Below are 23,530 nucleotides of genomic sequence, written 5' to 3'. Positions count from 1 at the left end.
ACCACTACCTGACTGCCGCGATGGTGTTGGCCCTGCTCAGTTTCGGCGCTACGACGCTGCTGACACCGTACTGGATGGACAACGCCAGGCTGGCCTTCTTCCTGTGGCTGGGCCTGGCGGTCGTGCCGATGTTCTGTTCGACCCTGCTGCGCCGACGCACGCGAGTAACCCCCATGAACGCACCCGTCTCCGGCGCCGCGCCCAAACGCCATCTTCTGGCCCGCTTCAAGCAGCGCCTGTCCGGGCGCCCGGACAGCGAGCACGCGCAGAACCTGATCCGCATCGCCATCACGGCGTTGTTCATCATCTACCTCGGCTGGCGCTACCTGGAGACCGACGGCGACACGCTGCTGGCCACCTGGCTGATCCTGGCCTTCGAGCTGACCATCTCGGCCGGCCTGCTGATCGGCATCCTGGTCCGGCCCGGGGTGTCGCACGTGCGCCGGGTGATCGGCATGCTCACCGACTACTCCTGCATGGGCGTGATCATGTCCATCCAGGGCGAGCCGGCCGCGCCGCTGTATGCGGTATGCCTGTGGGTGACCATCGGCAATGGCATGCGCTACGGCAGCACCTACCTGCGCGTGGCGACGGCGATGGGTTGCCTGGCATTCCTGTGCACGGTCACGCTCAGCCCGTATTGGCAGCAGCACAGCTACCTCGGCTGGGGCCTGCTGCTGGGCCTGGGCGCCATCCCGTTGTACTTCGATTCGCTGCTGCATGCGCTGACCCGGGCAGTGGCCGAGGCGCGCCAGGCCAACGAGGCCAAGAGCCGCTTCCTGGCCAACATGAGCCACGAGTTCCGCACCCCGCTCAACGGCCTGGCCGGCATGACCGAGGTGTTGGCCACCACCCGCCTGGATGAAGAGCAGCGCGAGTGCCTCAACACCATCCAGGCCTCGGCGCGCAGCCTGCTGGCGCTGGTGGAAGAGGTCTTGGACATCTCCGCGATCGAGGCCGGCAAGGTGCGCGTGGAGCGGCATGAGTTCGCGCTCGCCGACGTCCTCCAGGCGATCAACCTGATCCTGACCCCGCAGGCCCGGACCAAGGCGCTGGACTACCGGGTGGTCGTGGACGACGTGGTGCCGCCGCGGTTGTTCGGCGACGCCGGCCACCTGCAGCAGATCCTGCTCAACCTCATGGGCAATGCGGTCAAGTTCACCGACGAAGGTTTCGTGCAGTTGCGGGTCTCGGTGCTGGACGGGCAGGGCGCCGGGCGGGTGACGCTGCGCTTCGAGATCGGCGACAGCGGCATCGGCGTGCCGGCGGTGCTGCGCGACCGCTTGTTCGATGCCTTCGAGCAGGCCGACGTGGGCCTGGCCCGTCGCCACGAGGGCACCGGCCTGGGCACGTCCATCGCCAAGGGCCTGGTCGAATCGATGGGCGGCCGGATCGGCTACAGCCCCAACGCACCGCGCGGCAGCGTGTTCTGGGTGGAGATCGCGCTGGACGTGGCCTCCACGCCGGTACTGGTGGGGGAAACCACCGAGGGCGGCAACGTCATCGCCTTCTCCAACCCGTTCCTGCGCCATCGTGCGCGGGTGCGCAGCATGCGCGTGCTGGTGGCCGATGACCACGAGGCCAACCGCATGGTGTTGCAGCGGCTGTTGGAGAAAGCCGGGCACAAGGTGTTCTGCGTGAACGGTGGCGAGCAGGTGCTGGACATGCTCGAACAGGCCGACTTCGATACCGCGATCGTGGACCTGCACATGCCTGGCATGAGCGGGCTGGATCTGCTCAAGCAACTGCGCGTGATGCAGGCCAGCGGCATGCCCTACCTCCCGGTGATGGTGCTCAGCGCCGATGTCACCCCCGACTCGATCCTGCGCTGCGAGCAGGCCGGCGCACGGGCCTTCCTGGCCAAGCCGGTGGTGGCTACGCGGCTACTGGATATCCTGGCCGACATCGCGGCCAATACCCGGCCCGAACCTGGCCTGCAGGCGGTGCCGGCCGCACCGCTGACCGCGGGCGCGCTGGACCCGGCCGTGCTCGACGAGCTGGCCGCGCTGGGCATGGGGGATGGGTTCGAGAAACAGTTCATCGCCCAATGCCTGAGCGATGTGGACGGCTGCGTGGCGCGCATCCAGGCGAGCGGCGAAGCGCAGGCCTGGGACCCGCTGCGCGAACACGCCCACGCCCTGCGCGGGGTGGCCAGCAACCTCGGCCTGGTCCAGGTGGCCACCGCCGGGGGTGAATTGATGCGGATGCCCGACTGGCAGCTCAAGGCCGAGTGGAACCTCCGTGTTCCGAATCTGGTCAACGCGTTGCGGCAGGGAAGGAAGGCACTCGACGCCCGCGCGGCTGCGTCGCGGCAGCGCGATGGCGACGAGTGCGCGCCTTCCTGAGCTCACCCTCCTGAGCATGGCCGGACGTCAGCGAGCGTCGCCGGTGCGACGCCCCTGCGCGCGTACCAGCCGGTCCATGGTGCGCAGCGACTTCTCACCCAGCTGCATGGCCGTATCCACCCAGATCTCGGTGATCCGCATCATTTCGTGCAGCGGCACCATGCTGGACACCTCCGACACCTCGCGCATCGCCGCCCACGCATGCGGGATGCGGCGGCTGTCCTTGATCACCTGTTCGACCGCGGCCACGCCTTCGCCGACCGGCACCACCACGTCGACCAGGCCCATCTCGTGCAGTTGGCGTGCGGTGTAGAGGTTGCCCTCCAGCATGATCTTCTCGGCCAGGCGCGGGCTGATCCGCTGGCACATGAAGGAGTAGGCGCCCATGCCCGGGAACAGGTCGAACAGCACCTCCGGCAGGCCCATCAGCACGCCTTCCTCGGCCACGATGGTGTGGCAGCTCAGCGCGGCTTCGAAGCCGCCGCCCAGTGCATTGCCCTGGACCAGCGCGATGCTGTGCGCGCGCACACCCAGCCCGGCGTGGAAGGCATGCACCCCGCGCACGCAGCGCTGGGCGTAGTCGAGCAGGCGCGCACGGTCACCCTCGCGGATCAGGCGGCAGAACAGTTCCAGGTCGCCGCCGAGGTTGAACACGTCGCTGTCCGAGGCCAGCACGACGTGCGGGGACAGTGCATGGGAAATGCTCAGGCGTTCGCCCAGCTCGCGCTGGTAGCCCACGATGTCGTCCACCAGCCGCGAGGCGAAGCAGGGGCGGCCGGGCTCGTCGACCAGGTTGGCATGCATGTGGATCCAGTACACATCGCGCTGGGTTTCTTCGGTGATGCGCAGGGTCGGGTGCAGCTGCGGGCGCGGGGCAAAGGGATGGACTGCAGACATGGGAGTTCTCCGTAAGACCGTCCGGCCGACCGCGATGCGGACGGAGAATGAAGGGGGCGAGCTGGAACCTGCGGCGGCGAATGATTCTATGCGCGCGATGTGAACCGCCCGCAAGCGCCGCCCGGCCGGGCCCGGCCCCGGGCGCCCCAACGCAAAGGCCCCCGCCGTCGCCGGCAGGGGCCCATTACGTCCCGGATACCCGCAAAGCCTTACGGGGCGGGGCTGTCGCGCAACTCGCGGCGCAGGATCTTGCCGACGTTGGTCTTCGGCAGCTCCTTTCGGAATTCCACGATTTTGGGATGCTTGTAGCCGGTCAGGTTGGCCCGGGCGTGTTCCTTGACCATCTCGGCGGTCAGGTTCGGGTCCTTCTTGACGATGACCACCTTGACCACTTCGCCCGAGCGCTCGTCCGGCACGCCTACCGCGGCCACTTCAAGCACGCCGGGCATCATCGCGATGACGTCTTCGACCTCGTTGGGGTACACGTTGAAGCCGGACACCAGGATCATGTCCTTCTTGCGGTCGACGATGTAGAAGAAGCCGTGCTCGTCCATCCGCGCCATGTCGCCGGTGTGCAGCCAGCCGTCGGCATCGATGGCCTTGGCGGTTTCTTCCGGGCGCTGCCAGTAGCCCTTCATCACCTGCGGGCCCTTGATGCACAGTTCGCCCACTTCACCGGGGGTGAGGGTCTTGCCGTCATCGTCCTTGACGCAGGCATCGGTGGACGGAATCGGCAGGCCGATGGCGCCGTTGTACTCGGCCAGGTTGAGCGGGTTGATGCAGGCGGCCGGCGAGGTTTCGGTCAGGCCGTAGGCTTCCACCAGGGTCACGCCGGTGGCCTTCTTCCAGCGCTCGGCCACGGCGCGCTGCACTGCCATGCCGCCCCCCAGGGTGAACTTCACCGTGGAAAAGTCGATCTCCTCGAAGCCGGGGGTGTTGAGCAGGCCATTGAACAGCGTGTTGACGCCGGTGATGGCGGTGAAGCGGGTCGCCTTGAGTTCCTTGACGAAGCCCTTCATGTCGCGCGGGTTGGTGATCAGGTGGTTGCAGCCACCGAACTTCATGAAGACCAGGCCGTTCGCCGTCAATGCGAAGATGTGGTACAGCGGCAGGGCGGTGATGATCACTTCCTTCCCCGGCTCGATGCCCGAGGTGGACAGCCACGCCGAGGCCTGCTGCATGTTGGCGATCAGGTTGCGGTTGGTCAGCATCGCGCCCTTGGCCACGCCGGTGGTGCCGCCGGTGTACTGCAGGAAGGCGACATCTTCGTGGTCGATCTCGACCTTGGGCAGGGTGTGCCGGCTGCCCAGCTTCAGCGCCTGGTTGAAGCGCACCGCGCCGCGGATGCTGTAGTTGGGCACCATCTTCTTGATGTACTTCAGCACGAAGTTCACCAGTACGCCCTTGGCACCGAGCATGTCGCCCAGGCCGGTGGTGATCACCTGCTTGATCGGAGTGTCGGCCAGCACCTGCTGCACGGTGTCGCCGAAGTTGTCGACCACCACGAGCACCGCAGCGCCGGAATCGACCAGCTGGTGCCTGAGTTCGCGCGCGGTGTACAGCGGGTTGACGTTGACCACGGTGAGGCCGGCACGCAGCACGCCGAAGGTGGCCACCGGGTACTGCAGGCAGTTGGGCATCATCAGGGCGACGCGATCGCCCTTCTTGAGCTGCAGTTCGCCCAGCAGGTAGGCGGCGAACTGCTCGACCAGGGCGTCGGTTTCGCCGTAGGTGATGGTCTTGCCGAAGCTGGAGTAGGCGGGACGGTCGCGGTACTTGGCCACCGAGGTGTCGAATACGGCCGAGACCGAATGGAACTCGTTGACGTCGATCTCGGCAGGCACGCCGTTGGGATAGCTCTGCAGCCAGGGACGTTCCAGACTCATATTCCCCCTCCAGGAATCGTTGATGAAAGTGTGTTCTGGCCCTGAGTATCCGCCAGTTCACGTCCGGGCAGCATACCGGGCCGAATGGAAAAGGCGAAGGGGGCGTGAAGGGTGGGGCGGTCGTCGAGGCGCTGCGGGCGCATCGGACGGCGTCGGCCTGCCTGCGGCGGTAGTGCCGAGCCATGCTCGGCAGATGCCCGGTGCGGACATTGCTGTCGGTGCGGGTGGCGTGCGTGGGGCGGATGGGGGGACGGGGGCGAGCGTGGGTCTGGATTGCCGGCGCCGAGCATGGCTCGGCACTACCGGGGGCGCGCGTGGGTCTGGATTGCCGGTGCCGAGCATGGCTCGGCACTACCGGGCGTAGGACGGAAGCGGGCGGAGCGTCGGAACGCTGCGCCCGCTTCCATGCGCCGCCTGCGGTGCAGGCGGGGCATGGTGGCTGCTGTCAGCCCTTCGCCGCGAGCTGGCGCAGCACGTACTGCAGCAGGCCGCCGTGCTTGAAGTACTCCACTTCCTTCGGGGTGAGCAGCATGACGTGCGCCTCGAAGCGCTTCGTCGTGCCATCGGCCTTGGTCGCGGTGACCGTGGCGGTCTTGCTGGCGCCATCGCGCAGGCCGCTGATGTCGATGGTCTCCGACCCGTCCAGGCCCAGGCTCTGCGCGTTCTCGCCGGCCTTGAACTGCAGCGGCAGCACGCCCATGCCGACCAGGTTGGAGCGGTGGATGCGCTCGAAGCTCTCGGCCATCACCGCCTTGACGCCCAGCAGGTTGGTGCCCTTGGCTGCCCAGTCGCGCGAGGAACCGGTGCCGTATTCCTTGCCGGCAAACACCACCAGCGGCACGCCTTCGGCCTTGTACTTCATGGCCGCGTCGTAAATGGCCAGCTTCTGCGGTTCACCGCCGTCCTTGGGGAAGTACAGCGTGTTGCCGCCTTCTTCGCCGCCAAACATCAGGTTCTTGATGCGGATGTTGGCGAAGGTGCCGCGGACCATGACGTCATCGTTGCCGCGGCGGCTGCCGTAGCTGTTGAAGTCGGCCGGCTGCACGCCGCGTTCCTGCAGGAAGCGGCCGGCAGGCGAATCCTTCTTGATGTTGCCGGCCGGGGAAATGTGGTCGGTGGTGATCGAGTCGCCGAACAGGCCCATCACCCGCGCGCCGTGCACGTCCTCGATGTGCCCGACCTGCATGGTCATGCCCTCGAAGTACGGCGGGTTCTTGATGTAGGTCGAGCCACCGTCCCACTCGTACAGGTCGCCATCGGGCGACTTGATGGTGTTCCAGCGGGTGTCGCCCTTGAACACGTCGGCGTAGTTCTGCTTGAACATCTCCGGGCCGATGGTGGCGGCGATGACATCGCCGATTTCCTTGTTGCTCGGCCAGATGTCGCGCAGGTAGACCGGCTGGCCATCGCTGCCGGTGCCGAGCGGCTCGGTGGTCAGGTCGATGTCGGTGGTGCCGGCGATCGCATAGGCCACCACCAGCGGCGGGCTGGCCAGGTAGTTCATTTTGACTTCCGGGTGCACGCGGCCTTCGAAGTTGCGGTTGCCCGACAACACCGAGGTCACCACCAGGTCGCCGGCGGCGATGCCGGCACTGACTTCGGCCGGCAGCGGGCCGGAGTTGCCGATGCAGGTGGTGCAGCCGTAGCCGACCACGTAGAAGCCGATCTTCTCCAGCTCGGTGAGCACACCGGCCTTTTCAAGGTAATCGGTGACCACCCGCGAACCCGGGCCGAGCGAGGTCTTCACCCACGGCTTGCGGTCCAGGCCCCGGGCGGCCGCGTTGCGGGCGAGCAGGCCGGCACCGATCATCACCGCCGGGTTGGAGGTGTTGGTGCACGAGGTGATGGCGGCGATGACCACTGCGCCGTCCTTCAGGCGGACTTTCTGGCCGTCCAGTTCGACATCGCTGTAGCCCTTGGCCAGCTGCTCGTTGCCGACCGCCGCGCCACCGCCTTCGTTGACGAAGTTGGACACATCCTCGGTGCGCTTGTCGCGGTTGGTGGTGAGGCCGACCAGGCTGTCGCGGTAGTTCTGCTTGACGTCTTCCAGCAGCACGCGGTCCTGCGGGCGCTTGGGCCCGGCCAGCGACGGCTTGACCGTGCCCATGTCCAGTTCCAGCGTGGCGCTGTAGCTGGCGTGCGCGGTCTGTGCGTCATGCCACAGGCCTTGTGCCTTGGCGTAGGCCTCGACCAGGGCGATCTGTTCTTCGCTGCGGCCGGACAGGCGCAGGTAGTTCAGCGATTCGTTGTCGATCGGGAAAATACCGCAGGTGGCGCCGTATTCGGGGGCCATGTTGCCGATCGTCGCGCGGTCGGCCAGCGGCAGGTGCTGCAGGCCTTCGCCGAAGAACTCCACGAACTTGCCGACCACGCCGTGCGAACGCAGCATCTGGGTGACGGTGAGCACCAGGTCGGTGGCGGTGGCGCCTTCGGGCAGCCTGCCGACCAGCTTGAAGCCGACCACCTGCGGGATCAGCATCGAAGACGGCTGGCCAAGCATGGCCGCCTCCGCTTCGATGCCGCCCACGCCCCAGCCGAGCACGCCGATGCCGTTGATCATGGTGGTGTGGCTGTCGGTGCCGAACACGGTGTCCGGGTAGGCGACCGCCTTGCCGTCCTTGTCGGCCGTCATCACCACGCGGGCCAGGTTCTCCAGGTTCACCTGGTGGACGATGCCGGTATTGGGCGGCACCACCTTGAAGTTGTCGAACGCCTTCTGGCCCCAGCGCAGGAAGCCGTAGCGTTCCATGTTGCGCTGGAACTCGATCTTGCCGTTGAGGTCGAGTGCGTCGGGCGTGCCGAACACATCCACCTGCACCGAGTGGTCGATCACCAGTTCGGAGGGAATCTGCGGGTTGATCTGCTCCGGTCGGCCGCCGAGCTTGACCACCGCATCGCGCATGGCGGCCAGGTCGACCACGCAGGGCACGCCGGTGAAGTCCTGCAGCACCACGCGGGCGGGCATGAAGGCGATCTCAATGTCCGGCTCGGCCTTGGGGTTCCAGCGGGCGACCGCCTCGATGTGATCGCGGCCGACGGTGGCACCGCCGTCCTCGTGCCGGAGCAGGTTCTCCAGCAGGATCTTCATCGAGTAGGGCAGGTGGGAGATGTCGAACTGCTGTCCGAGCTTGGGCAGGCTGAAGTAGTCGTAGGTCTTGCCGCCGACGTCCAGCTGGCTGCGGGTGGAGAACGAATCGCTCATGCGGGGTGACTCCTCTTGCGGATGGCTTGCAGTGGTCCGCACGGGGCGGGCCTGCTTGCGTTCGCCGGTGGCTTATAGGCCCGGTGATCGTCCCCAGTATGAACGATTCAGTCGGCCTACCGCCTGCGGCATCGGGTCTCAGACTACATAGAGATATGTATCGCGGATGTCATCGGGGCTGCGTAACCTTTGCCTGGCAAGGGCGGGAAGGGCCCTGGACACTGCGGTGGTGGAAGTATGCCCCCGGAAGTATGTATAATTTGTGCATACTTTGGAGGGCCTACCGATGGAAGCCACCGTTGCAGAGCGCGGCCAGATCACCCTGCCCAAGGCGGTGCGTGATGCCCTGGGGCTGACCAAGGGCACCCAGTTGACCGTCGAGCTGGAAGGCGGCCGGATCATCCTGCGCAAGAGCGTGGACGACGCGATCTCGCGCGCCCGTGGCAAGTTCGCGCTGGATGGATTCGAGTCGTCCGACGCCGCCGTGAAGGCCGTCCGTGACGAAGGCTGAGCCCGCGATGATCGCCGTCGATTCGCCGGTGCTGATCGAGCTGCTGAGCAATGGCCCGCAGGCCGACGCCGTGGAGGCGTGCCTGCGCCAGAACCTGGTGGGCGGGCGCGTGGTGGTGTGTGGCGCGACCCTGGCCGAACTCTGCGCCGCGTTGCGTGGCGGGGCCGAAGTGCTCGAAGCACTGGAAGAGATGGGCGTCCATTTCAATGCGCTGGAAGCCAAGTCGGCGCTGCGCGCCGGCGAGATGCAGCGCCGCCACCGGCAGCGTGGCGAAGGCCGCCGCAGCCTCGACGATTTCATGATCGGCTCGCACGCACTGCTGCAATGCGACGGCCTGATCACCTGGAACGACAAATTTTACCGCGACTACTTCAAGGGCCTGAAGCTGATCGTGCCGCACGCCTGAGCCCATACTTTTAAACCGCATTCTTTCAAAGAATCACCCGGGAGTTGTCATGTTGGAAGCCTACCGCCACCACGTAGCCGAGCGCGCCGCGCTTGGCATCCCGCCGCTGCCGCTGAGCGCCCAGCAGACGGCCGACGTCATCGAACTGCTGAAGAACCCGCCCGCCGGCGAGGCCGAGTTCCTGCTGGAACTGCTGACCCACCGCGTGCCGGCCGGCGTCGATGACGCCGCCAAGGTCAAGGCCTCCTACCTGGCCGCGATCGCCTTCGGCAGCGAAACCAATGCGCTGATCAGCCGCGAGCGCGCCACCGAACTGCTGGGCACGATGCTCGGTGGTTACAACGTCGCCCCGTTGGTGCAGCTGCTGGACGACAGCGCCGTCGGCGCGATCGCCGCCGACGCGCTGAAGAACACCCTGCTGGTGTTCGACGCGTTCCATGACGTGCAGGAAAAGGCCAAGGCCGGCAATGCCAACGCCCAGGGCGTGCTGCAGAGCTGGGCCGATGCGGAGTGGTTCACCAGCCGCCCGCAGGTGCCCGAGAGCCTGACCATCACCGTGCTCAAGGTGACCGGCGAAACCAACACCGACGACCTGTCGCCGGCCCCGGATGCCACGACCCGCCCGGACATCCCGCTGCACGCGCTGGCGATGCTGAAGAACAAGCGCGATGGCATCGAACCGGAAGAAGACGGCAAGCGTGGCCCGGTCAAGTTCATCGAATCGCTGAAGGACAAGGGCCACCTGGTGGCCTACGTGGGCGACGTGGTCGGCACCGGCTCCAGCCGCAAGTCGGCCACCAACTCGGTGCTGTGGTTCACCGGCGAAGATATTCCGTTCATCCCGAACAAGCGCTTCGGCGGCGTGTGCCTGGGCTCGAAGATCGCCCCGATCTTTTACAACACCATGGAAGACGCCGGCGCGCTGCCGATCGAACTCGACGTGTCGCAGATGAACATGGGCGATGTGATCGAGCTGCGCCCGTACGACGGCAAGGCCCTGAAGGACGGCGCGGTCATCGCCGAGTTCAAGGTCAAGTCCGACGTGCTGTTCGACGAAGTGCGCGCCGGTGGCCGCATTCCGCTGATCATCGGCCGCGGTCTGACCGCCAAGGCGCGTGATGCGCTGGGCCTGGCCCCGACCGATCTGTTCCGCCTGCCGATGGACCCGCCGGACACCGGCAAGGGCTTCTCGCTGGCGCAGAAGATGGTTGGCCGCGCCTGCGGCCTGCCGGAAGGCCAGGGCATGCGCCCGGGCACCTACTGCGAACCGAAAATGACCTCGGTGGGCTCGCAGGACACCACCGGCCCGATGACCCGTGACGAGCTGAAGGACCTGGCCTGCCTGGGCTTCTCGGCCGACCTGGTGATGCAGTCGTTCTGCCACACCGCCGCCTACCCGAAGCCGGTGGACGTCAAGACCCACCACACGCTGCCGGAGTTCATCTCCACCCGTGGCGGCATCTCGCTGCGCCCGGGCGACGGCGTGATCCACAGCTGGCTCAACCGCATGCTGCTGCCCGACACCGTCGGCACCGGCGGCGACTCGCACACCCGTTTCCCGGTGGGCATTTCGTTCCCGGCCGGCTCGGGCCTGGTCGCCTTCGCCGCGGCCACCGGCGTGATGCCGCTGGACATGCCCGAATCGGTGCTGGTCCGCTTCAAGGGCAAGATGCAGCCGGGCGTGACCCTGCGTGACCTGGTCAACGCGATCCCGCTGTACGCGATCAAGTCCGGCCTGCTGACCGTGGCCAAGGCCGGCAAGAAGAACATCTTCTCCGGTCGCATCCTGGAAATCGAAGGCCTGCCGGACCTGAAGGTCGAGCAGGCGTTCGAACTGTCCGATGCCTCGGCCGAACGTTCGGCCGCCGGTTGCTCGGTGCACCTGAACAAGGAGCCGATCATCGAGTACCTCACCAGCAACATCACGCTGCTGAAGTGGATGATCGCCGAGGGTTACCAGGACGCCCGTTCGCTGGCGCGCCGCATCGAGAAGATGGAAGCCTGGCTGGCCAACCCCGAGCTGCTGGAAGGCGATGCCGATGCCGAGTACGCGGCCGTCATCGAGATCGACCTGGCCGACATCCACGAGCCGATCGTGGCCTGCCCGAACGATCCGGACGACGTCAAGACGCTGTCGGACGTGGCCGGCGCGGCGATCGACGAAGTGTTCATCGGTTCGTGCATGACCAACATCGGTCACTTCCGTGCGGCCGCCAAGCTGCTGGAAGGCAAGCGTGACATCCCGACCAAGCTGTGGGTGGCGCCGCCGACCAAGATGGATGCGTCGGAGCTGACCAAGGAAGGCCATTACGGCACCTTCGGCACCGCCGGTGCGCGCATGGAAATGCCGGGCTGCTCGCTGTGCATGGGCAACCAGGCACAGGTGCGCGAGGGCGCGACGGTGTTCTCGACCTCGACCCGCAACTTCCCGAACCGTCTGGGCCGCAACTCCAACGTGTACCTGGGCTCGGCCGAACTGGCCGCGATCTGCTCGCGTCTGGGCCGCATCCCGACCAAGGAAGAGTACATGGCCGACATCGGCGTGCTCGATGCCAGCAGCAAGGACATCTACCGCTACATGAACTTCGACCAGATCGAGGATTACCAGGACGTGGCCAAGACGGTTGCTGCCTGATCTGCTGATCGGTTGATGTGTTAACGAAAAACCCCCGGCGCAGGCCGGGGGTTTTTTGTGTCGCCTACCGGATATCCCAGTCTGCCTCGCCGTGCAGGCGCCGGCCCAGGAAGCGCACATCCCCCTGGCTGCCGACGACGTCCAGCTCGAACCACGGAAGGCCGTCACGTTTGCGCGGGCGGACATAGAGGCGCTGTCTGGCACGGTCGAACTCGACGTAGTACTGCCGGTAAGGAAGATTACGGTCCGCCGCTGGCGCACCCGTCCAGACCACGTGGATCGCACCGATATCCTCACGACCGTGCATCATCAGCGTGAAGCTGACATCCCCTTGGGTGGCGTTGAACTGAAATAGATCGCCGCTGGCGACGGTGGGGGCGATCGGGGCTGCCAGCAGCAGCGCGATCGCCAACAATCGCATCCAGGGGTGTTTCATGCTCACGCTCCGTTGTGAGGGACAGGGTGATTCGCGTCGGCTGCGATACCCTGAGCGGGTAAGGACGACAGCCAGAGATTGCATTACATTCCGCAGACCGACCTACTTGAACACGCCGAACGGGCACGCGCAACGGCGAGTGTCTGCATTTGGAAGACGAATCGACTGCAGGGGGCAGAAAAGTCTGATTCCCTGCCTGATGTGATCTAAATGGCTTCTGCCATATTGATTGTCATACCGATTGATTGGCTCAATGCGGGAACGGGAATCTTGATTGGCCTGGCAAGGTCTTGCGTCAGCCGCGGCGTGGCAGCCAGGGAGGGGAAAATAATGAAATATCGTGATCTTCACATCGGCACTCTGCCGGGCGCGGCGGTAGCAGGGCCGTCGATGGTCTCGGGCGCCGCAGGTGCTCAGGATTTCTCGGCCTTAACGACGTGCTGCTGGCATGATGCGGCGCTTCCTGCGAGGACCTGTGAGCGTAAAAAACGCAATTGACGTGCCAGCACGGGGAATGAGGCTGTTAGGCATGGGTGTTCCTCGACGTTTGCGCCGACCTGCACCCGTCTGCGAGCCTGTCTAGTAAGAACCAGATGTTGACGTGGTCACATGGCGACTGGGGCTTCCACCATCGACGTGATGATTGCGGATACCCTGGATTTCGCGAGAGATTCGCCAGCAGGGGATGCTTGCCAGAGACAAGCTTGAGAAGTTGGGTGAGATGCGCTCAGAGGGGCGGGATCTACTGCTGTAGGCCAAGAACAGGGGAGGCCCGAGGGAGCCGTTCTCTTTTCGGTTGGCTGCGCCTGATTTGAGGCCGGTTGAACGTTGGATGGGCGAACAGATGCCTATTATGTATTGCGAGCAGGTGGTCATCCGCGGAGAGTTGCCGGACGCCGCGCGTGGTCGTCGACCCAATGCGGGATGTGGCGAAGCTCAAGCTCAGAACTGGGAGGATGCAGATATCAATCAGGCTAAAGATCAACTCTCTTCGGATCTATCGGAGGCAGCGCTTTACAGCGTGCCCAGTCGTACGCAATGTGGATGTGGCCAATGAAACGAATTCACACTCTCCGCCTGCCATTCCTGGGGATCTGTTGCCTCCTGGCATCCTGCCAGCCGCCAGGCGAGGGCCGTAAAGCGGTGCATGGCATGGAAAAAGGCGCGGAAATCATCAGTGCTCTGGAAGCTTTCCGTTCAACAGCTGGACGATATCCACGGAGCCTTCAAGAGCTTGGCGGCGGTTATGAGGGTGCTGATCTCGATTACGACTCGGTTGGTGTGATGTACCACTACTCATCCAGCGCAGAGGTGAGATTCAGCCTCTCCTTCAATTATCACGGTCCGGGTACCAATACGTGCTCCCTCGTGCCTGACATCAGTCCGCCTGATTGGAATTGCACCGGGGCGTATTGAACGAACTTACGCTGCAGGTACAGGCTCGTCCCCGCACCAGCCGGACGTGCATCTTTTATCAGGCTGGATTCGGCAACTGCTGTTATCTACGAGAGAAGGACGTGGTGGCGATCGCGGTCGGCTTCGGCCCATGAGCGCTCGTAGGGATCGCCGAGTTCGACCATCAATGTGCTGCAGCGACATTCCCGGCGTCGGTCACGGGTAGCGGAACGGCCACGCAGCATCGGTGCCGTCATCAGTGCGCTCGGCACATACCCGCCGGAAGGTTTCCACGAACGCTTGCTGCAGCCGGGTAGGGTGCCAGTCGGCGCGGGTGGTAAGTCCGATGCGGCGGCGAAGGTGGTCGCCGGCGCTGCCAATCTCGCGGAGCAGCCCGGCACGGCGTTCGAGCACGAACTGGTCGCGCGACATCAGGGTGAGCCAGTCGTCTTCCAGCAGCAGGCCACGGGTGATCAGGACCGAGCCGCATTCGATGCGCAGGCGCGGCGGTTCATGGCCCTGCTGGCGGAACATGCGCTCCCAGCGGGCGCGGACCGGGGCGCCGGTGGCAGCGATCACCCAGGGGTAGGCGAGCAGGCGGGTGAACGCGAAGCGCGGGTGGCTGGCCAGCGGGTGGCCGCTGCGCGCCACGATCACCGGATCATCGTCGAACAGGCCTTCCTGGGCGACGTCGCGCGCCGGAAGGCTGTCGCGCATCGCGCCAATCAGCAGGTCCAGGCTGCCTTCGCGCAGGTCACCCAGCAGTTCCGCGTAGGGGCCTTCGATCACGTTGACCGAGGCGCCGGGGTGGGCGCGGGCGAAGCGGGCCAGCACCTGCGGCAGCAGGATGGCGCGGGCCAGTGGCATGACACCGAGGGTTACCCGGCCGGCAAGTTCCGATCGCAGCGTGGCGAGGTCGTCCACGCCGGCCGCCAACTCTGACAGCGCCAGCCGCACCGGTCTCAGCATGCGCGTGGCCGCCGGGGTGGCCTGCACGGTTTTGCCACGGCGCAGCGTAAGGGGAATTTCAATGACCTCGGCCAAGTCATGAACCGCGCGATATATGGCCGGCTGCGAGACGCCGCTTCGAGCGGCGGCCAGGGTGAAGCTGCCGGCACTATCCACGGCGGCCAGTGCGCGTAGCTGGCCAAGGGTGACGCGGCGCTCGATGGCCGGTAACGCAGGCAGGCGCTGGGTGCGTCGGGCGGCACGCACGCCGTGGGCGATGTAGGCCAGCGCCCGTTCGATGCGCGGTACCAGCAGGCGCGCGGCTTCGGTGGGGGCCATGCCTCCGGGCTGGCGGTCGAACAGCACGCTGTCCAGCTGCTTCTCCAGCCGGGTGATGGCTTGGGTCAACGCGGGCTGGGACAGGTTGACCTGTGGCGCGGCGGCGCTGATGCCGCCGTGGTGGTACACGGCCGCCAGTGCATGCAGGTGCTTGAGGTTCAGGTCCAGGGTCGCATCCATGGATCAACTATAACCAAACCCAATGGCTGTAACGAAAAACGATCTTGAGGGGGTGCGGGCAGCCAGACAAGACTGAGCCATCACCAACGAAGGATGGATGGATGTCCCGCGTAGTCACCCAGATCGAACGCGCTGATCCGGCGCTTATCGCGGTACTGGCCCAGGCTGGTGTCGCCACCGCACACGAAGCGCAGGGCCGCTCTGGCCTGCTGCATCCCCGGTTGCGCCCGATCTACAGCGGGGCGCGCATTGGCGGCAGCGCAATCACGGTGTCGGTGCCGCCAGGCGACAACTGGATGATGCACGTGGCCATCGAGCAGCTGCGCGAGGGCGACATCCTGGTGGTGGCGCCGACCAGCGACTGCACGGATGGTTATTTCGGCGACCTGCTGGCGACGTCCGCGCAGGTACGCGGTTGCCGGGGGCTGGTGATCGATGCCGGGGTGCGCGATGTGCGCGACCTCACCGCGATGGGCTTCCCGGTGTGGAGCCGGGCCATTCACGCCCAGGGCACGGTCAAGGGAACGTTGGGGTCGGTGAACGTACCGGTGGTCTGCGGCGGCGCTTTGGTGAACCCCGGCGACGTGGTGATCGCAGACGACGATGGCGTGTGCATCGTGCCGCGCACCGACGCGGCGCGCGTGGCCGGCGAGGCGCAGGCGCGCGAGGCCCGCGAAGCGGACAAGCGCGCGCGGCTGGCCAACGGCGAACTGGGCCTGGACATCTACGCCATGCGCGAACGCCTGGCGGCCAAGGGCCTGCGCTATGAGTAAGGGCGTGCGCGCGATGTGGATGCGCGGTGGCACCTCCAAGGGCGGGTTCTTCCTCGCCTCGGAGTTGCCCGTCGACGTGGCTGCGCGCGACGCCTACCTGCTGCGTGCCTACGGCTCGCCGGATGCACGCCAGATCGACGGCATGGGCGGGGCTGATCCATTGACCTCCAAGGTGGCCGTGGTGTCACCGTCCGCAAGTGACGATGCCGACGTGGACTACCTCTTCCTGCAGGTGTTCGTGGGCCAGGCGCTGGTCAGCGATGCACAGAACTGCGGCAACATGCTGGCCGGTGTCGGCCCGTTCGCGATCGAGCGTGGGCTTGTCGCCGCGTCCTCCGGGCAGACTGATGTGCGGATCTTCATGGCCAACACCGGCAAGATCGCGCGTGCGACGGTGCAGACGCCCGATGGGCGCGTGCGCTATGAAGGTCGGGCGCGCATCGACGGCGTTCCGGGCACGGCCGCACCGATTCCGCTGACCTTCGAAGATACGGCCGGGTCCAGCTGTGGTGCGTTGCTGCCGTCCGGGCGTGCGGTGGACCTGATCGACGGCATCGAGACGACCCTGATCGACAACGGGATGCCGTGCGTGGTGCTTCGCGCGGCCGACCTGGGCATCAGCGGGTACGAGGATCGCCAGACGCTGGACGCCGATGAGGCACTGAAAGCACGACTGGAAGCGATCCGCCTGCAGGCCGGCCCGATGATGAACCTGGGCGATGTCAGTGCGCAGTCGGTACCGAAAATGATGCTGATAGCCGCGCCGCGCGACGGCGGGGCGATCTGCGTGCGCTCGTTCATTCCGCATCGCTGCCATGCCTCGATCGGGGTGCTGGGCGCGGTGAGCGTGGCCACTGCCTGCCTGCTGCCGGGCTCGCCCGCGCATGCGTTGGCCGTGCTCCCCGCTGGCACCAGACAGACGTTGGCGGTGGAACACCCCAGCGGGAGTACAGGCTGCGTGCTGGACCTGGACGAGGCGGGGCAGGTGACCCGCGCAGCGGTGCTGCGAACCGCCAGAAAACTGTTCGATGGCGTGCTGTTCGACTGAATACGCGCGACGTCCCTATTCTTGCAACCTGGGAGGGTTGATATGACCGTTGTAGAGAAGCGGCCGGGCCGCTTCGGCATTCTTGGCCAACTGTGGTTCCAGGTACTGGCCGGTACCGTGATCGGGGTGGTGCTGGGGTGGCTGCAGCCGGATATCGGCTCTGCGATGAAACCCTTTGGTGACGCCTTCATCAAGCTGATCCGGATGATGATCGGGCCGATCATCTTCGTGACGGTGGTGCACGGCATCGCCGGCATGCGCGACATGCGCAGTGTCGGGCGGCTGGCGCTGAAGTCGCTGGTCTATTTCGAGGTGATCACCATCCTGGCGCTGATCATCGGCCTGGTGGCGGTGGACCTGTGGCAGCCAGGCGCGGGCATGAACATCGACCCGGCGACCATCGACATGGCCAGCATCCAGGGCTATGTGCACACCGCGCATGACCAGTCGATCGTGTCCTACATCATGGCGATCATCCCCAACACGCTGGTCAGCGCGTTCACCGAGGCGCATGTGCTGCAGGTCCTGTTCGTGGCAGTGCTGTTCGGCGTGGCGCTTGCGGCGGTGGGCGAGCGCGGCGAGCCGGTGATGAAGGTGATCGAGGCGACGTCCTCGGCGTTGTTCAAGATCATCGGCTACATCATGTACTTCGCCCCGATCGGCGCGTTTGGTGCGATTGCCTTTACGGTGGGTCAGTTCGGTGCCGGCTCCCTGTTGTCGCTGGGCGAGCTGATCATCGAGTTCTTCGTGGTCTGCGGCGTGTTCACCGTACTGGTGCTGGGCAGCGTGTGCTGGTGGACCGGCGCCAGCCTGTGGCGGCTGCTGGGCTACCTGCGCGATGAGATCGTGATCGTGGCGGCGACCACCTCCACCGAGACCGTGCTGCCGCGCCTCATCGAGAAGATGAAGAAGCTCGGCTGCGAGGAGGGCGTGGTGGGGTTCGTGATCCCGGCCGGCTACTCGTTCAACCTCGACGGCACGTGCCTGTACCTGACCACCGTGGCGCTGTTCCTGGCGCAGGCCACCAATACCGAGCTGACCGTCTGGCACCAACTGGGCCTCATCGCGGTGCTGCTGCTGACCTCCAAGGGTGCCGCTGGCGTGGCCGGTGCGGCGTTCGTGGTCCTGGCCGCGACGCTGGGCACCACCGGCACCATTCCGGTGGCGAGCATCGCGCTGATCCTGGGCATCCACCGCATCCTCGCCGAAGGGCTGACCTTCGTGAACCTGATCGGCAATGCGGTCGCCGTGCTGGTGATCGCCAAGTGGGAAGGCAAGCTGGACGAGACGGTGCTGGCCGAACAGATCGGCACGCGCCGACTGCGACGCCGCGTGCTGGGCGTGCAACCGGTCTGATCCCGCGGCTGCAGCACCGCTGCGGCCCTTCCGAATTCCACTTCGTTCCGGTGCCCTGGCCCCGGACAGGAGGCGCTTGTGTCGTTGATTTCCCGCCGCACGCTGTGCGTGCTTGTTGCCGCCAGTCTGGCCGCTCCCGCGTTCGCTGGGGCACCCGCCTCCAAGGGCAGCCTGCCCGACGGGGTCGATCTCACCCTGGATCTGGTCGGCAACGTGGCCTCCAATCCGGTGGGCGGTGTGGAGCAGGGCACCGAGGGCTCTTACTGGGTGATGGCCCAGTCCAAGTTCGACCTCGATACTCTGTGGGGCGTGCACAACACCGACGTCGATGCGCAGTGGGCGTGGTTTGCCGGTCGCAACCTGGCGCGCGAAAAGATCGGCAATTCGATCAGTGCCCAGCAGACCTGGCGGCCGGTGGCCGGTGGGCGTCTGACCCGGCTCACCGTGCGTCATCGCTTCGATAACGGGCTGAGCATCACCGCCGGTCGCGCGCCGGTGAACAGCTACTTCAACAGCTCCGCGCTCAACTGCGTATTTATGAGCAACGCGATGTGCCTGACCCCGTATGGGGCGATCACCGACCTGGGCATCACCGCGTATCCGAATTCGTCCTGGGCCGGCATCGTGCGCTACGACGTGGGCGACCGCTGGTACGCACAGGCCGGCGCGTTCGACTACAACAATGCGTTGAACCAGGCCGGCAAGAACGGGCTGGACTTCTCGGTGGGCGAGGGCACCGGCACCATCACCGCTTACGAGGTGGGCTACCAGACCACCTTTGCCAACGACCGCCTGCCGCGGACCTACCGCCTAGGCATGTACCGCAACAGCGATGGGGGCAGGAGCTCCTACTACGACGCCAACGGCAACTCGGCGGCGCTGACCGGCAGACCGACGGCGGTGCAGGAGGGGGCACGGGCGGGCGGGTATGCGATGGCCGACCAGACCGTCTGGCGGGGTGCCGGCAAGCGCAGTCTCGCGTTGTTTGCACGCGCGTACGTAAACACGGGCAACGAAGCGCCGATCGACACCTTCTTCTCGGCCGGCTTCGTCAAGACCGGTACCTTCGCCGGCCGCGACCAGGACACGATGGCGATGTTCGTCTCCAACACGCATTTCAGTGACGAGCAGATCGACTACCTGCGTGATCGCCGCACCCGCAACGGCGGCAGCGGCGCACCACACGCCGACGAGATTATCGCCGAGCTCAGTTACGGCTGGGCGGTCTACAAGGGCGTGCGGCTGATGCCCAACCTGCAGTACGTCATCAACCCCGACCCCATTTACGCACCCACCCGCACCACCGACATCCCCGATGCACTCATCGTCGGGCTGCGCGTGGACGTGCATTTCGCCCAGCTGTTCGGCTGGTGATTCCTCCCCCACGAGGCCATTCCATGATCATCGACTGCCACGGTCACTACACGACCGCCCCCGCCAGCCACGACGCGTTCCGCAAACAGCAGGTGGCGCATTTCAACGATGCGTCCCTGCCCGCGCCGGTCTACCCCCTGATCGGCGATGACGAGCTGCGCGAGAGCGTGGAGGGCAACCAGTTGCGCCTGCTGCGCGAGCGCGGCGCGGACATGACCATTTTCTCGCCGCGTGCCAGTACCATGGCCCATCACATCGGCGACGAACAGGTCAGCGCGGAGTGGACGCGCCGCTGCAACGACCTGATCGCGCGCGTGGTCGGTTTGTACCCGGACACCTTCATCGGTGTCTGCCAGCTGCCACAGTCACCGGGTGTGCCGATCGCCCATTCGATTGCCGAACTGGAGCGTTGCGTCAACGAGCTCGGCTTCGTCGGCTGCAACCTCAACCCGGATCCTTCCGGCGGGCATTGGACCGGCCTGCCGCTCACCGATCGCGCCTGGTACCCGTTCTTCGAGAAGATGGTGGAGCTGGACGTACCGGCGATGGTGCACGTGTCGGGCAGCTGCAATTCCAACTTCCACGCCACCGGCGCGCACTATCTCAACGCCGATACCACCGCGTTCATGCAGTTCTTGCAGGGCGACCTGTTCCGTGATTTCCCGGACCTGCGCTTCATCATCCCGCATGGCGGCGGCGCGGTGCCGTACCACTGGGGCCGCTTCCGTGGGCTGGCGGACATGCTGGGCAAGCCATCGCTGAACGAGCATGTCATGAAGAACGTGTTCTTCGACACCTGCGTCTATCATCAGCCGGGCATCGACCTGCTGTTCAAGGTGATCGATATCGACAACATCCTGTTTGGGTCGGAGATGGTAGGGGCGGTGCGCGGCATCGACCCGGAGACCGGGCAGTACTTCGACGACACGCTGCGTTATGTGGAGGCGCTGGGGCTGTCCGACGCCGACCGGCGCAAGGTGTTCGAAGGCAACGCGCGCAGGGTATATCCGCGTCTGGACGCGCAATTGAAGGCGAGGGGGCTGTGATGAGTGCATTCGTGAAAGACGCTGACTGGCTGGATTTCTGCCCGGCCCCAAGCGTGCCGAGGTTCGTGCCGCCGCCTGGCGCGGTGGACGCGCATTGCCATGTGTTCGGCCCGGGGGAACAGTTTCCGTATGCGCCCGAGCGCAAATACACCCCATGCGATGCGGGCAAGGACCAGCTGTTTGCGTTGCGTGACCGGCTGGGCTTCAGCCGCAACGTGATCGTGCAGGCCACCTGCCATGGCGCCGACAACCGCGCGCTGGTCGACGCGCTTCTGGCCTCCGAAGGCAGGGCACGCGGCGTGGCGACCGTGCGCGACAGCGTGACCGACGCCGAGCTGCAGGCGCTGCACGCCGCCGGTGTGCGCGGGGTGCGCTTCAACTTCGTGCGCCGCCTGGTGGACCCCAAGCCTGACGCGTACTACCGGGCAATCATCGAGCGGATCGCGCCCCTGGGCTGGCATGTGGTGGTGTATTTCGAGGCGGCCGACCTGGCCGAGCGCTGGGCGTTCTTCACCTCGTTGCCCACCACTGTGGTGGTGGACCACATGGGGCGGCCGGATGTGAGCCAGCCCGTGGAGGGCCCGGCCTTCCAGCAGTTCGTGCGGCTGATGGACGAGCACCCGAATGTGTGGAGCAAGGTCAGCTGCCCGGAACGTCTGTCGCAGAGCGGTCCGCCGACCTATGACGATGTGGTGCCGTTCGCACGCCACCTGGTGGAGCGCTTCCCGGACCGCGTGCTGTGGGGCACCGATTGGCCGCACCCGAACCTGACCTCGCACATGCCCGATGACGGCGCGCTGGTCGATGTCATTCCGCGCATCGCGGTGAGCGCCGAAGAGCAGCTAAGGCTGCTTGTAGACAACCCGATGCGGTTGTACTGGGGCCAGTGACGTTGCCGCGCCCCTGCCGACCGGCGGGGGCGCGGTTGCCATTCAAGGCGGTCTGGCGATCAGCGCGGATCGAACGCAGCCCGGGGCAGGCTCTGGCAATGCCGGGTGGCCGCAGCGAGGTCGATGGCGCTACCGGCGGCGGCGCCGCGCTTGAGATTGACCGTGGCGGCGGTTTCCCACAGGCCGGGCAGGGCCGGGCCCTTGTCCAGCACCATCGCCTCCAGCGGGCCATGCAGCGCGCTGGCGTAGTCCAGGTCGGGCACGACCACGCAGACGCGCGTGCCGGGCAGGGCAGCGGTCTGCTGCAGCACCTCCTCGAAGCGGGCGGCGTTGTCGGCGCTGTCGGGCAGGGTGTTCAGGGCGTCGTCGTTGCCCAGGCCCAGGCTGCGGTAGTGCACCGTGCCGGGCTCGAACAGGAACACCGCCATCTCCACGCGTGCGCGCAGCGCGGGCTGGGCCGGGGCCTGGCAGGAGGTGCGGGGCTGCACGACCGGGTTGTTCTGCAGCGTGCCGTCCTTTGCCACCTTGGTGCTGTAGAGCAGGCACATGCCGCCACCGATCTTCATGAAGACCTCGTAGTCGGCGCCCGGTTCGGGGATGAACTGCAGCGAGAGGTCGGCCGCGCAGCGGTAGTCGTTGGTGTTCTCGATGCGGGCATCGAAGATCAGCGGACGGCCGCCGGCCACCTCGAACTCCTGGTAGTTGGGCTTGGAGAAGGCGAAGCTCTTCATGTTGCGCACGGTGTCGGTCTCGGGCATGCCCAGCGAGACATTGTCCGGCGCACCGCCGAACACGCTGCCGATGGCCCGGCCCGCCGAACGCACTACCTCGATCTTGCCACTGTACTGCTCGCGGCACGGCGCATCGGTGAGCATGGTGATGCCCTGGCCATTGGCGCCGAAGATGCGGATGCGCGATTTGGCCGCGGCAGCGTCGCCTTCCTTCGGCGTGTTGTTGGCGGCGGCGAGCTTGAGCGCGACGGCCTCTTCGTTGGCCACGTCCTGCAACAGGTTGGGCAACTGCGCGGCGAACACTTCAGCGCACGCTTCGGCGACCTGGCGGGAGGCCTGCCGGACCTTGGCATAGTCGTCGGCCTGCCATTCCTGCAGGGTGGCCACCTGCGGCGGGGTGTTGCACTGCACGTTGCGACCGGCCGGCCCGCGCAGCACGCTGGCGATCGGGAACCCGATGTTCAGCTCGTGACGCAGCTCGTAGGCAGTGGCCCCGGGGGCCAGGTCCTGATACACCAGCGTCCATTGCGTGGTGCGCGCTTCCAGGACGTGGCTCTCGCCGGGAATGGCGCCGGGATGGGCGCTGAAATAGCGGTCCAGGCGCTCGGCGAGCAGGCCCGGCAGGGCGTCGTGGGCGGGGCTGGGCAGATCGGGGATGAGCTCACCCTTGAGGTCGTCCTTGGAGAAGGTGCGGGTGGTGCCGTAGCCGCCGAGCGCGCGCAGCGCGAACTCGCCGACCTTCAGCGCGGTCACCTTGGCGGTGTCGCTGCGGACCACCAGGCGCAGGGTGCCTTTGTCGTTCTCAGTGTCGCGGGTGCCGGTGCCGGGCCGGCTGCGCACGATGATCTGCTTGCGCCAGTCGACGGCGGTGGCCGGGGCGGCCAGCGCGGTGGCGAGTGTGGCATCGGTGCTGGCGTCGGTGACGGCGGCCGGTGTGGCGTTCGCGCCAGGGGCCGGGGCGGGCGTGGCGGCATCCGCAGTGGCGCTGACCGGGTCGGCGGCGAAGGCCGGCGTGGACAGCAGCAGGCTGCACAGCAGCATGCGACGGAGGGTGTGATGTGAGGCTCTCACGGTGGTGCTCCTTGGAAAAATCCGGGTGTACGGTGTGGCGTGCGTGCATGCGTGCGGCGGG

16 protein-coding genes are annotated in these 23,530 nt (G+C 66.2%); 10 read left to right on the top strand and 6 right to left on the bottom strand.

The annotated features are described in order from the left end of the window. The first annotated feature begins 173 nt into the window (after window positions 1-173). Window positions 174-2,345, top strand: coding sequence for a response regulator (locus AC06FD_RS16335; protein WP_394163767.1), 2,172 nt, complete (start codon window positions 174-176; stop codon window positions 2,343-2,345). A 27-nt stretch (window positions 2,346-2,372) separates the two neighbouring features. Here AC06FD_RS16335 and rpfF read toward each other — a convergent pair whose 3' ends face one another. The 3 genes from rpfF to acnA all read right to left on the bottom strand — a co-directional run bounded on the left by rpfF (window position 2,373) and on the right by acnA (window position 8,330). Then, window positions 2,373-3,242: a diffusible signal factor synthase RpfF gene (gene rpfF, locus AC06FD_RS16330; RefSeq protein ID WP_259202478.1), complete on the bottom strand. Its 870-nt coding sequence runs from the start codon at window positions 3,240-3,242 to the stop codon at window positions 2,373-2,375. Window positions 3,243-3,451: 209 nt separating this feature from the next. Then, on the bottom strand, window positions 3,452-5,128 hold the full coding sequence (locus AC06FD_RS16325; protein WP_259202479.1) for a long-chain fatty acid--CoA ligase: 1,677 nt from the start codon (window positions 5,126-5,128) through the stop codon (window positions 3,452-3,454). A gap of 445 nt (window positions 5,129-5,573) precedes the next feature. Next, entirely contained in the window at window positions 5,574-8,330 is a 2,757-nt protein-coding gene (acnA, locus tag AC06FD_RS16320; protein ID WP_259202480.1) for an aconitate hydratase AcnA, read from the bottom strand. Between the two features lie 286 nt (window positions 8,331-8,616). Between acnA and AC06FD_RS16315 the strand changes: the two genes are divergently transcribed. The 3 genes from AC06FD_RS16315 to acnB are packed head-to-tail and all read left to right on the top strand — an operon-like array spanning window position 8,617 to window position 11,882. Continuing rightward, window positions 8,617-8,841: an AbrB/MazE/SpoVT family DNA-binding domain-containing protein gene (locus AC06FD_RS16315; protein WP_259202482.1), complete on the top strand. Its 225-nt coding sequence runs from the start codon at window positions 8,617-8,619 to the stop codon at window positions 8,839-8,841. A 7-nt stretch (window positions 8,842-8,848) separates the two neighbouring features. After that, window positions 8,849-9,247: a type II toxin-antitoxin system VapC family toxin gene (locus tag AC06FD_RS16310; protein WP_259202483.1), complete on the top strand. Its 399-nt coding sequence runs from the start codon at window positions 8,849-8,851 to the stop codon at window positions 9,245-9,247. Window positions 9,248-9,296: 49 nt separating this feature from the next. Beyond that, window positions 9,297-11,882 (top strand): bifunctional aconitate hydratase 2/2-methylisocitrate dehydratase, encoded by a 2,586-nt coding sequence (gene acnB, locus AC06FD_RS16305; protein ID WP_394163746.1) that lies wholly within the window; start codon window positions 9,297-9,299, stop codon window positions 11,880-11,882. Between the two features lie 64 nt (window positions 11,883-11,946). Here the strand turns inward: acnB and AC06FD_RS16300 are convergent, their stop codons facing one another. Both AC06FD_RS16300 and AC06FD_RS16295 read right to left on the bottom strand, forming a co-directional pair. Beyond that, complete coding sequence (locus AC06FD_RS16300; RefSeq protein ID WP_478078354.1) at window positions 11,947-12,318, bottom strand: hypothetical protein; 372 nt, start codon at window positions 12,316-12,318, stop codon at window positions 11,947-11,949. Between the two features lie 1,611 nt (window positions 12,319-13,929). After that, the gene (locus tag AC06FD_RS16295; RefSeq protein ID WP_478078353.1) at window positions 13,930-15,180 is read right to left on the bottom strand and encodes a LysR family transcriptional regulator; all 1,251 of its coding nucleotides are present in this window, start codon (window positions 15,178-15,180) and stop codon (window positions 13,930-13,932) included. Between the two features lie 101 nt (window positions 15,181-15,281). Here AC06FD_RS16295 and AC06FD_RS16290 point away from each other — a divergent pair, with 101 nt between their 5' ends. The 6 genes from AC06FD_RS16290 to AC06FD_RS16265 all read left to right on the top strand — a co-directional run bounded on the left by AC06FD_RS16290 (window position 15,282) and on the right by AC06FD_RS16265 (window position 21,667). Continuing rightward, window positions 15,282-15,953 carry a 4-carboxy-4-hydroxy-2-oxoadipate aldolase/oxaloacetate decarboxylase gene (locus AC06FD_RS16290; RefSeq protein ID WP_259202486.1) on the top strand — a complete coding sequence of 224 codons (672 nt, stop codon included), beginning with the start codon at window positions 15,282-15,284 and terminating at the stop codon, window positions 15,951-15,953. Continuing rightward, window positions 15,946-17,001, top strand: a complete 1,056-nt coding sequence (locus AC06FD_RS16285) for a 4-oxalomesaconate tautomerase (RefSeq protein ID WP_449336315.1) — start codon at window positions 15,946-15,948, stop codon at window positions 16,999-17,001. Before AC06FD_RS16290 ends, AC06FD_RS16285 begins: the two co-directional genes overlap by 8 nt. A 42-nt stretch (window positions 17,002-17,043) precedes the next feature. Continuing rightward, window positions 17,044-18,357, top strand: a complete 1,314-nt coding sequence (gene dctA, locus AC06FD_RS16280) for a C4-dicarboxylate transporter DctA (protein ID WP_259202489.1) — start codon at window positions 17,044-17,046, stop codon at window positions 18,355-18,357. Window positions 18,358-18,435: 78 nt separating this feature from the next. Beyond that, window positions 18,436-19,731 carry a carbohydrate porin gene (locus tag AC06FD_RS16275; RefSeq protein ID WP_478078352.1) on the top strand — a complete coding sequence of 432 codons (1,296 nt, stop codon included), beginning with the start codon at window positions 18,436-18,438 and terminating at the stop codon, window positions 19,729-19,731. A gap of 23 nt (window positions 19,732-19,754) precedes the next feature. Continuing rightward, window positions 19,755-20,777: an amidohydrolase family protein gene (locus tag AC06FD_RS16270; RefSeq protein WP_478078351.1), complete on the top strand. Its 1,023-nt coding sequence runs from the start codon at window positions 19,755-19,757 to the stop codon at window positions 20,775-20,777. Window positions 20,778-20,788: 11 nt separating this feature from the next. Then, the gene (locus tag AC06FD_RS16265; RefSeq protein ID WP_478078350.1) at window positions 20,789-21,667 is read left to right on the top strand and encodes an amidohydrolase family protein; all 879 of its coding nucleotides are present in this window, start codon (window positions 20,789-20,791) and stop codon (window positions 21,665-21,667) included. A gap of 59 nt (window positions 21,668-21,726) precedes the next feature. On the opposite strand, the gene AC06FD_RS16260 is transcribed toward AC06FD_RS16265, so the two are convergent. Continuing rightward, window positions 21,727-23,469 (bottom strand): hypothetical protein, encoded by a 1,743-nt coding sequence (locus tag AC06FD_RS16260; protein WP_478078349.1) that lies wholly within the window; start codon window positions 23,467-23,469, stop codon window positions 21,727-21,729. Between the last annotated feature and the right edge of the window lie 61 nt (window positions 23,470-23,530).

The sequence above is a fragment of the Stenotrophomonas sp. Steno-Z1 genome (assembly GCF_056393175.1).
Note: the sequence above shows the minus strand (reverse complement) of the source record. Positions and strands in the feature narration are given on the sequence as shown.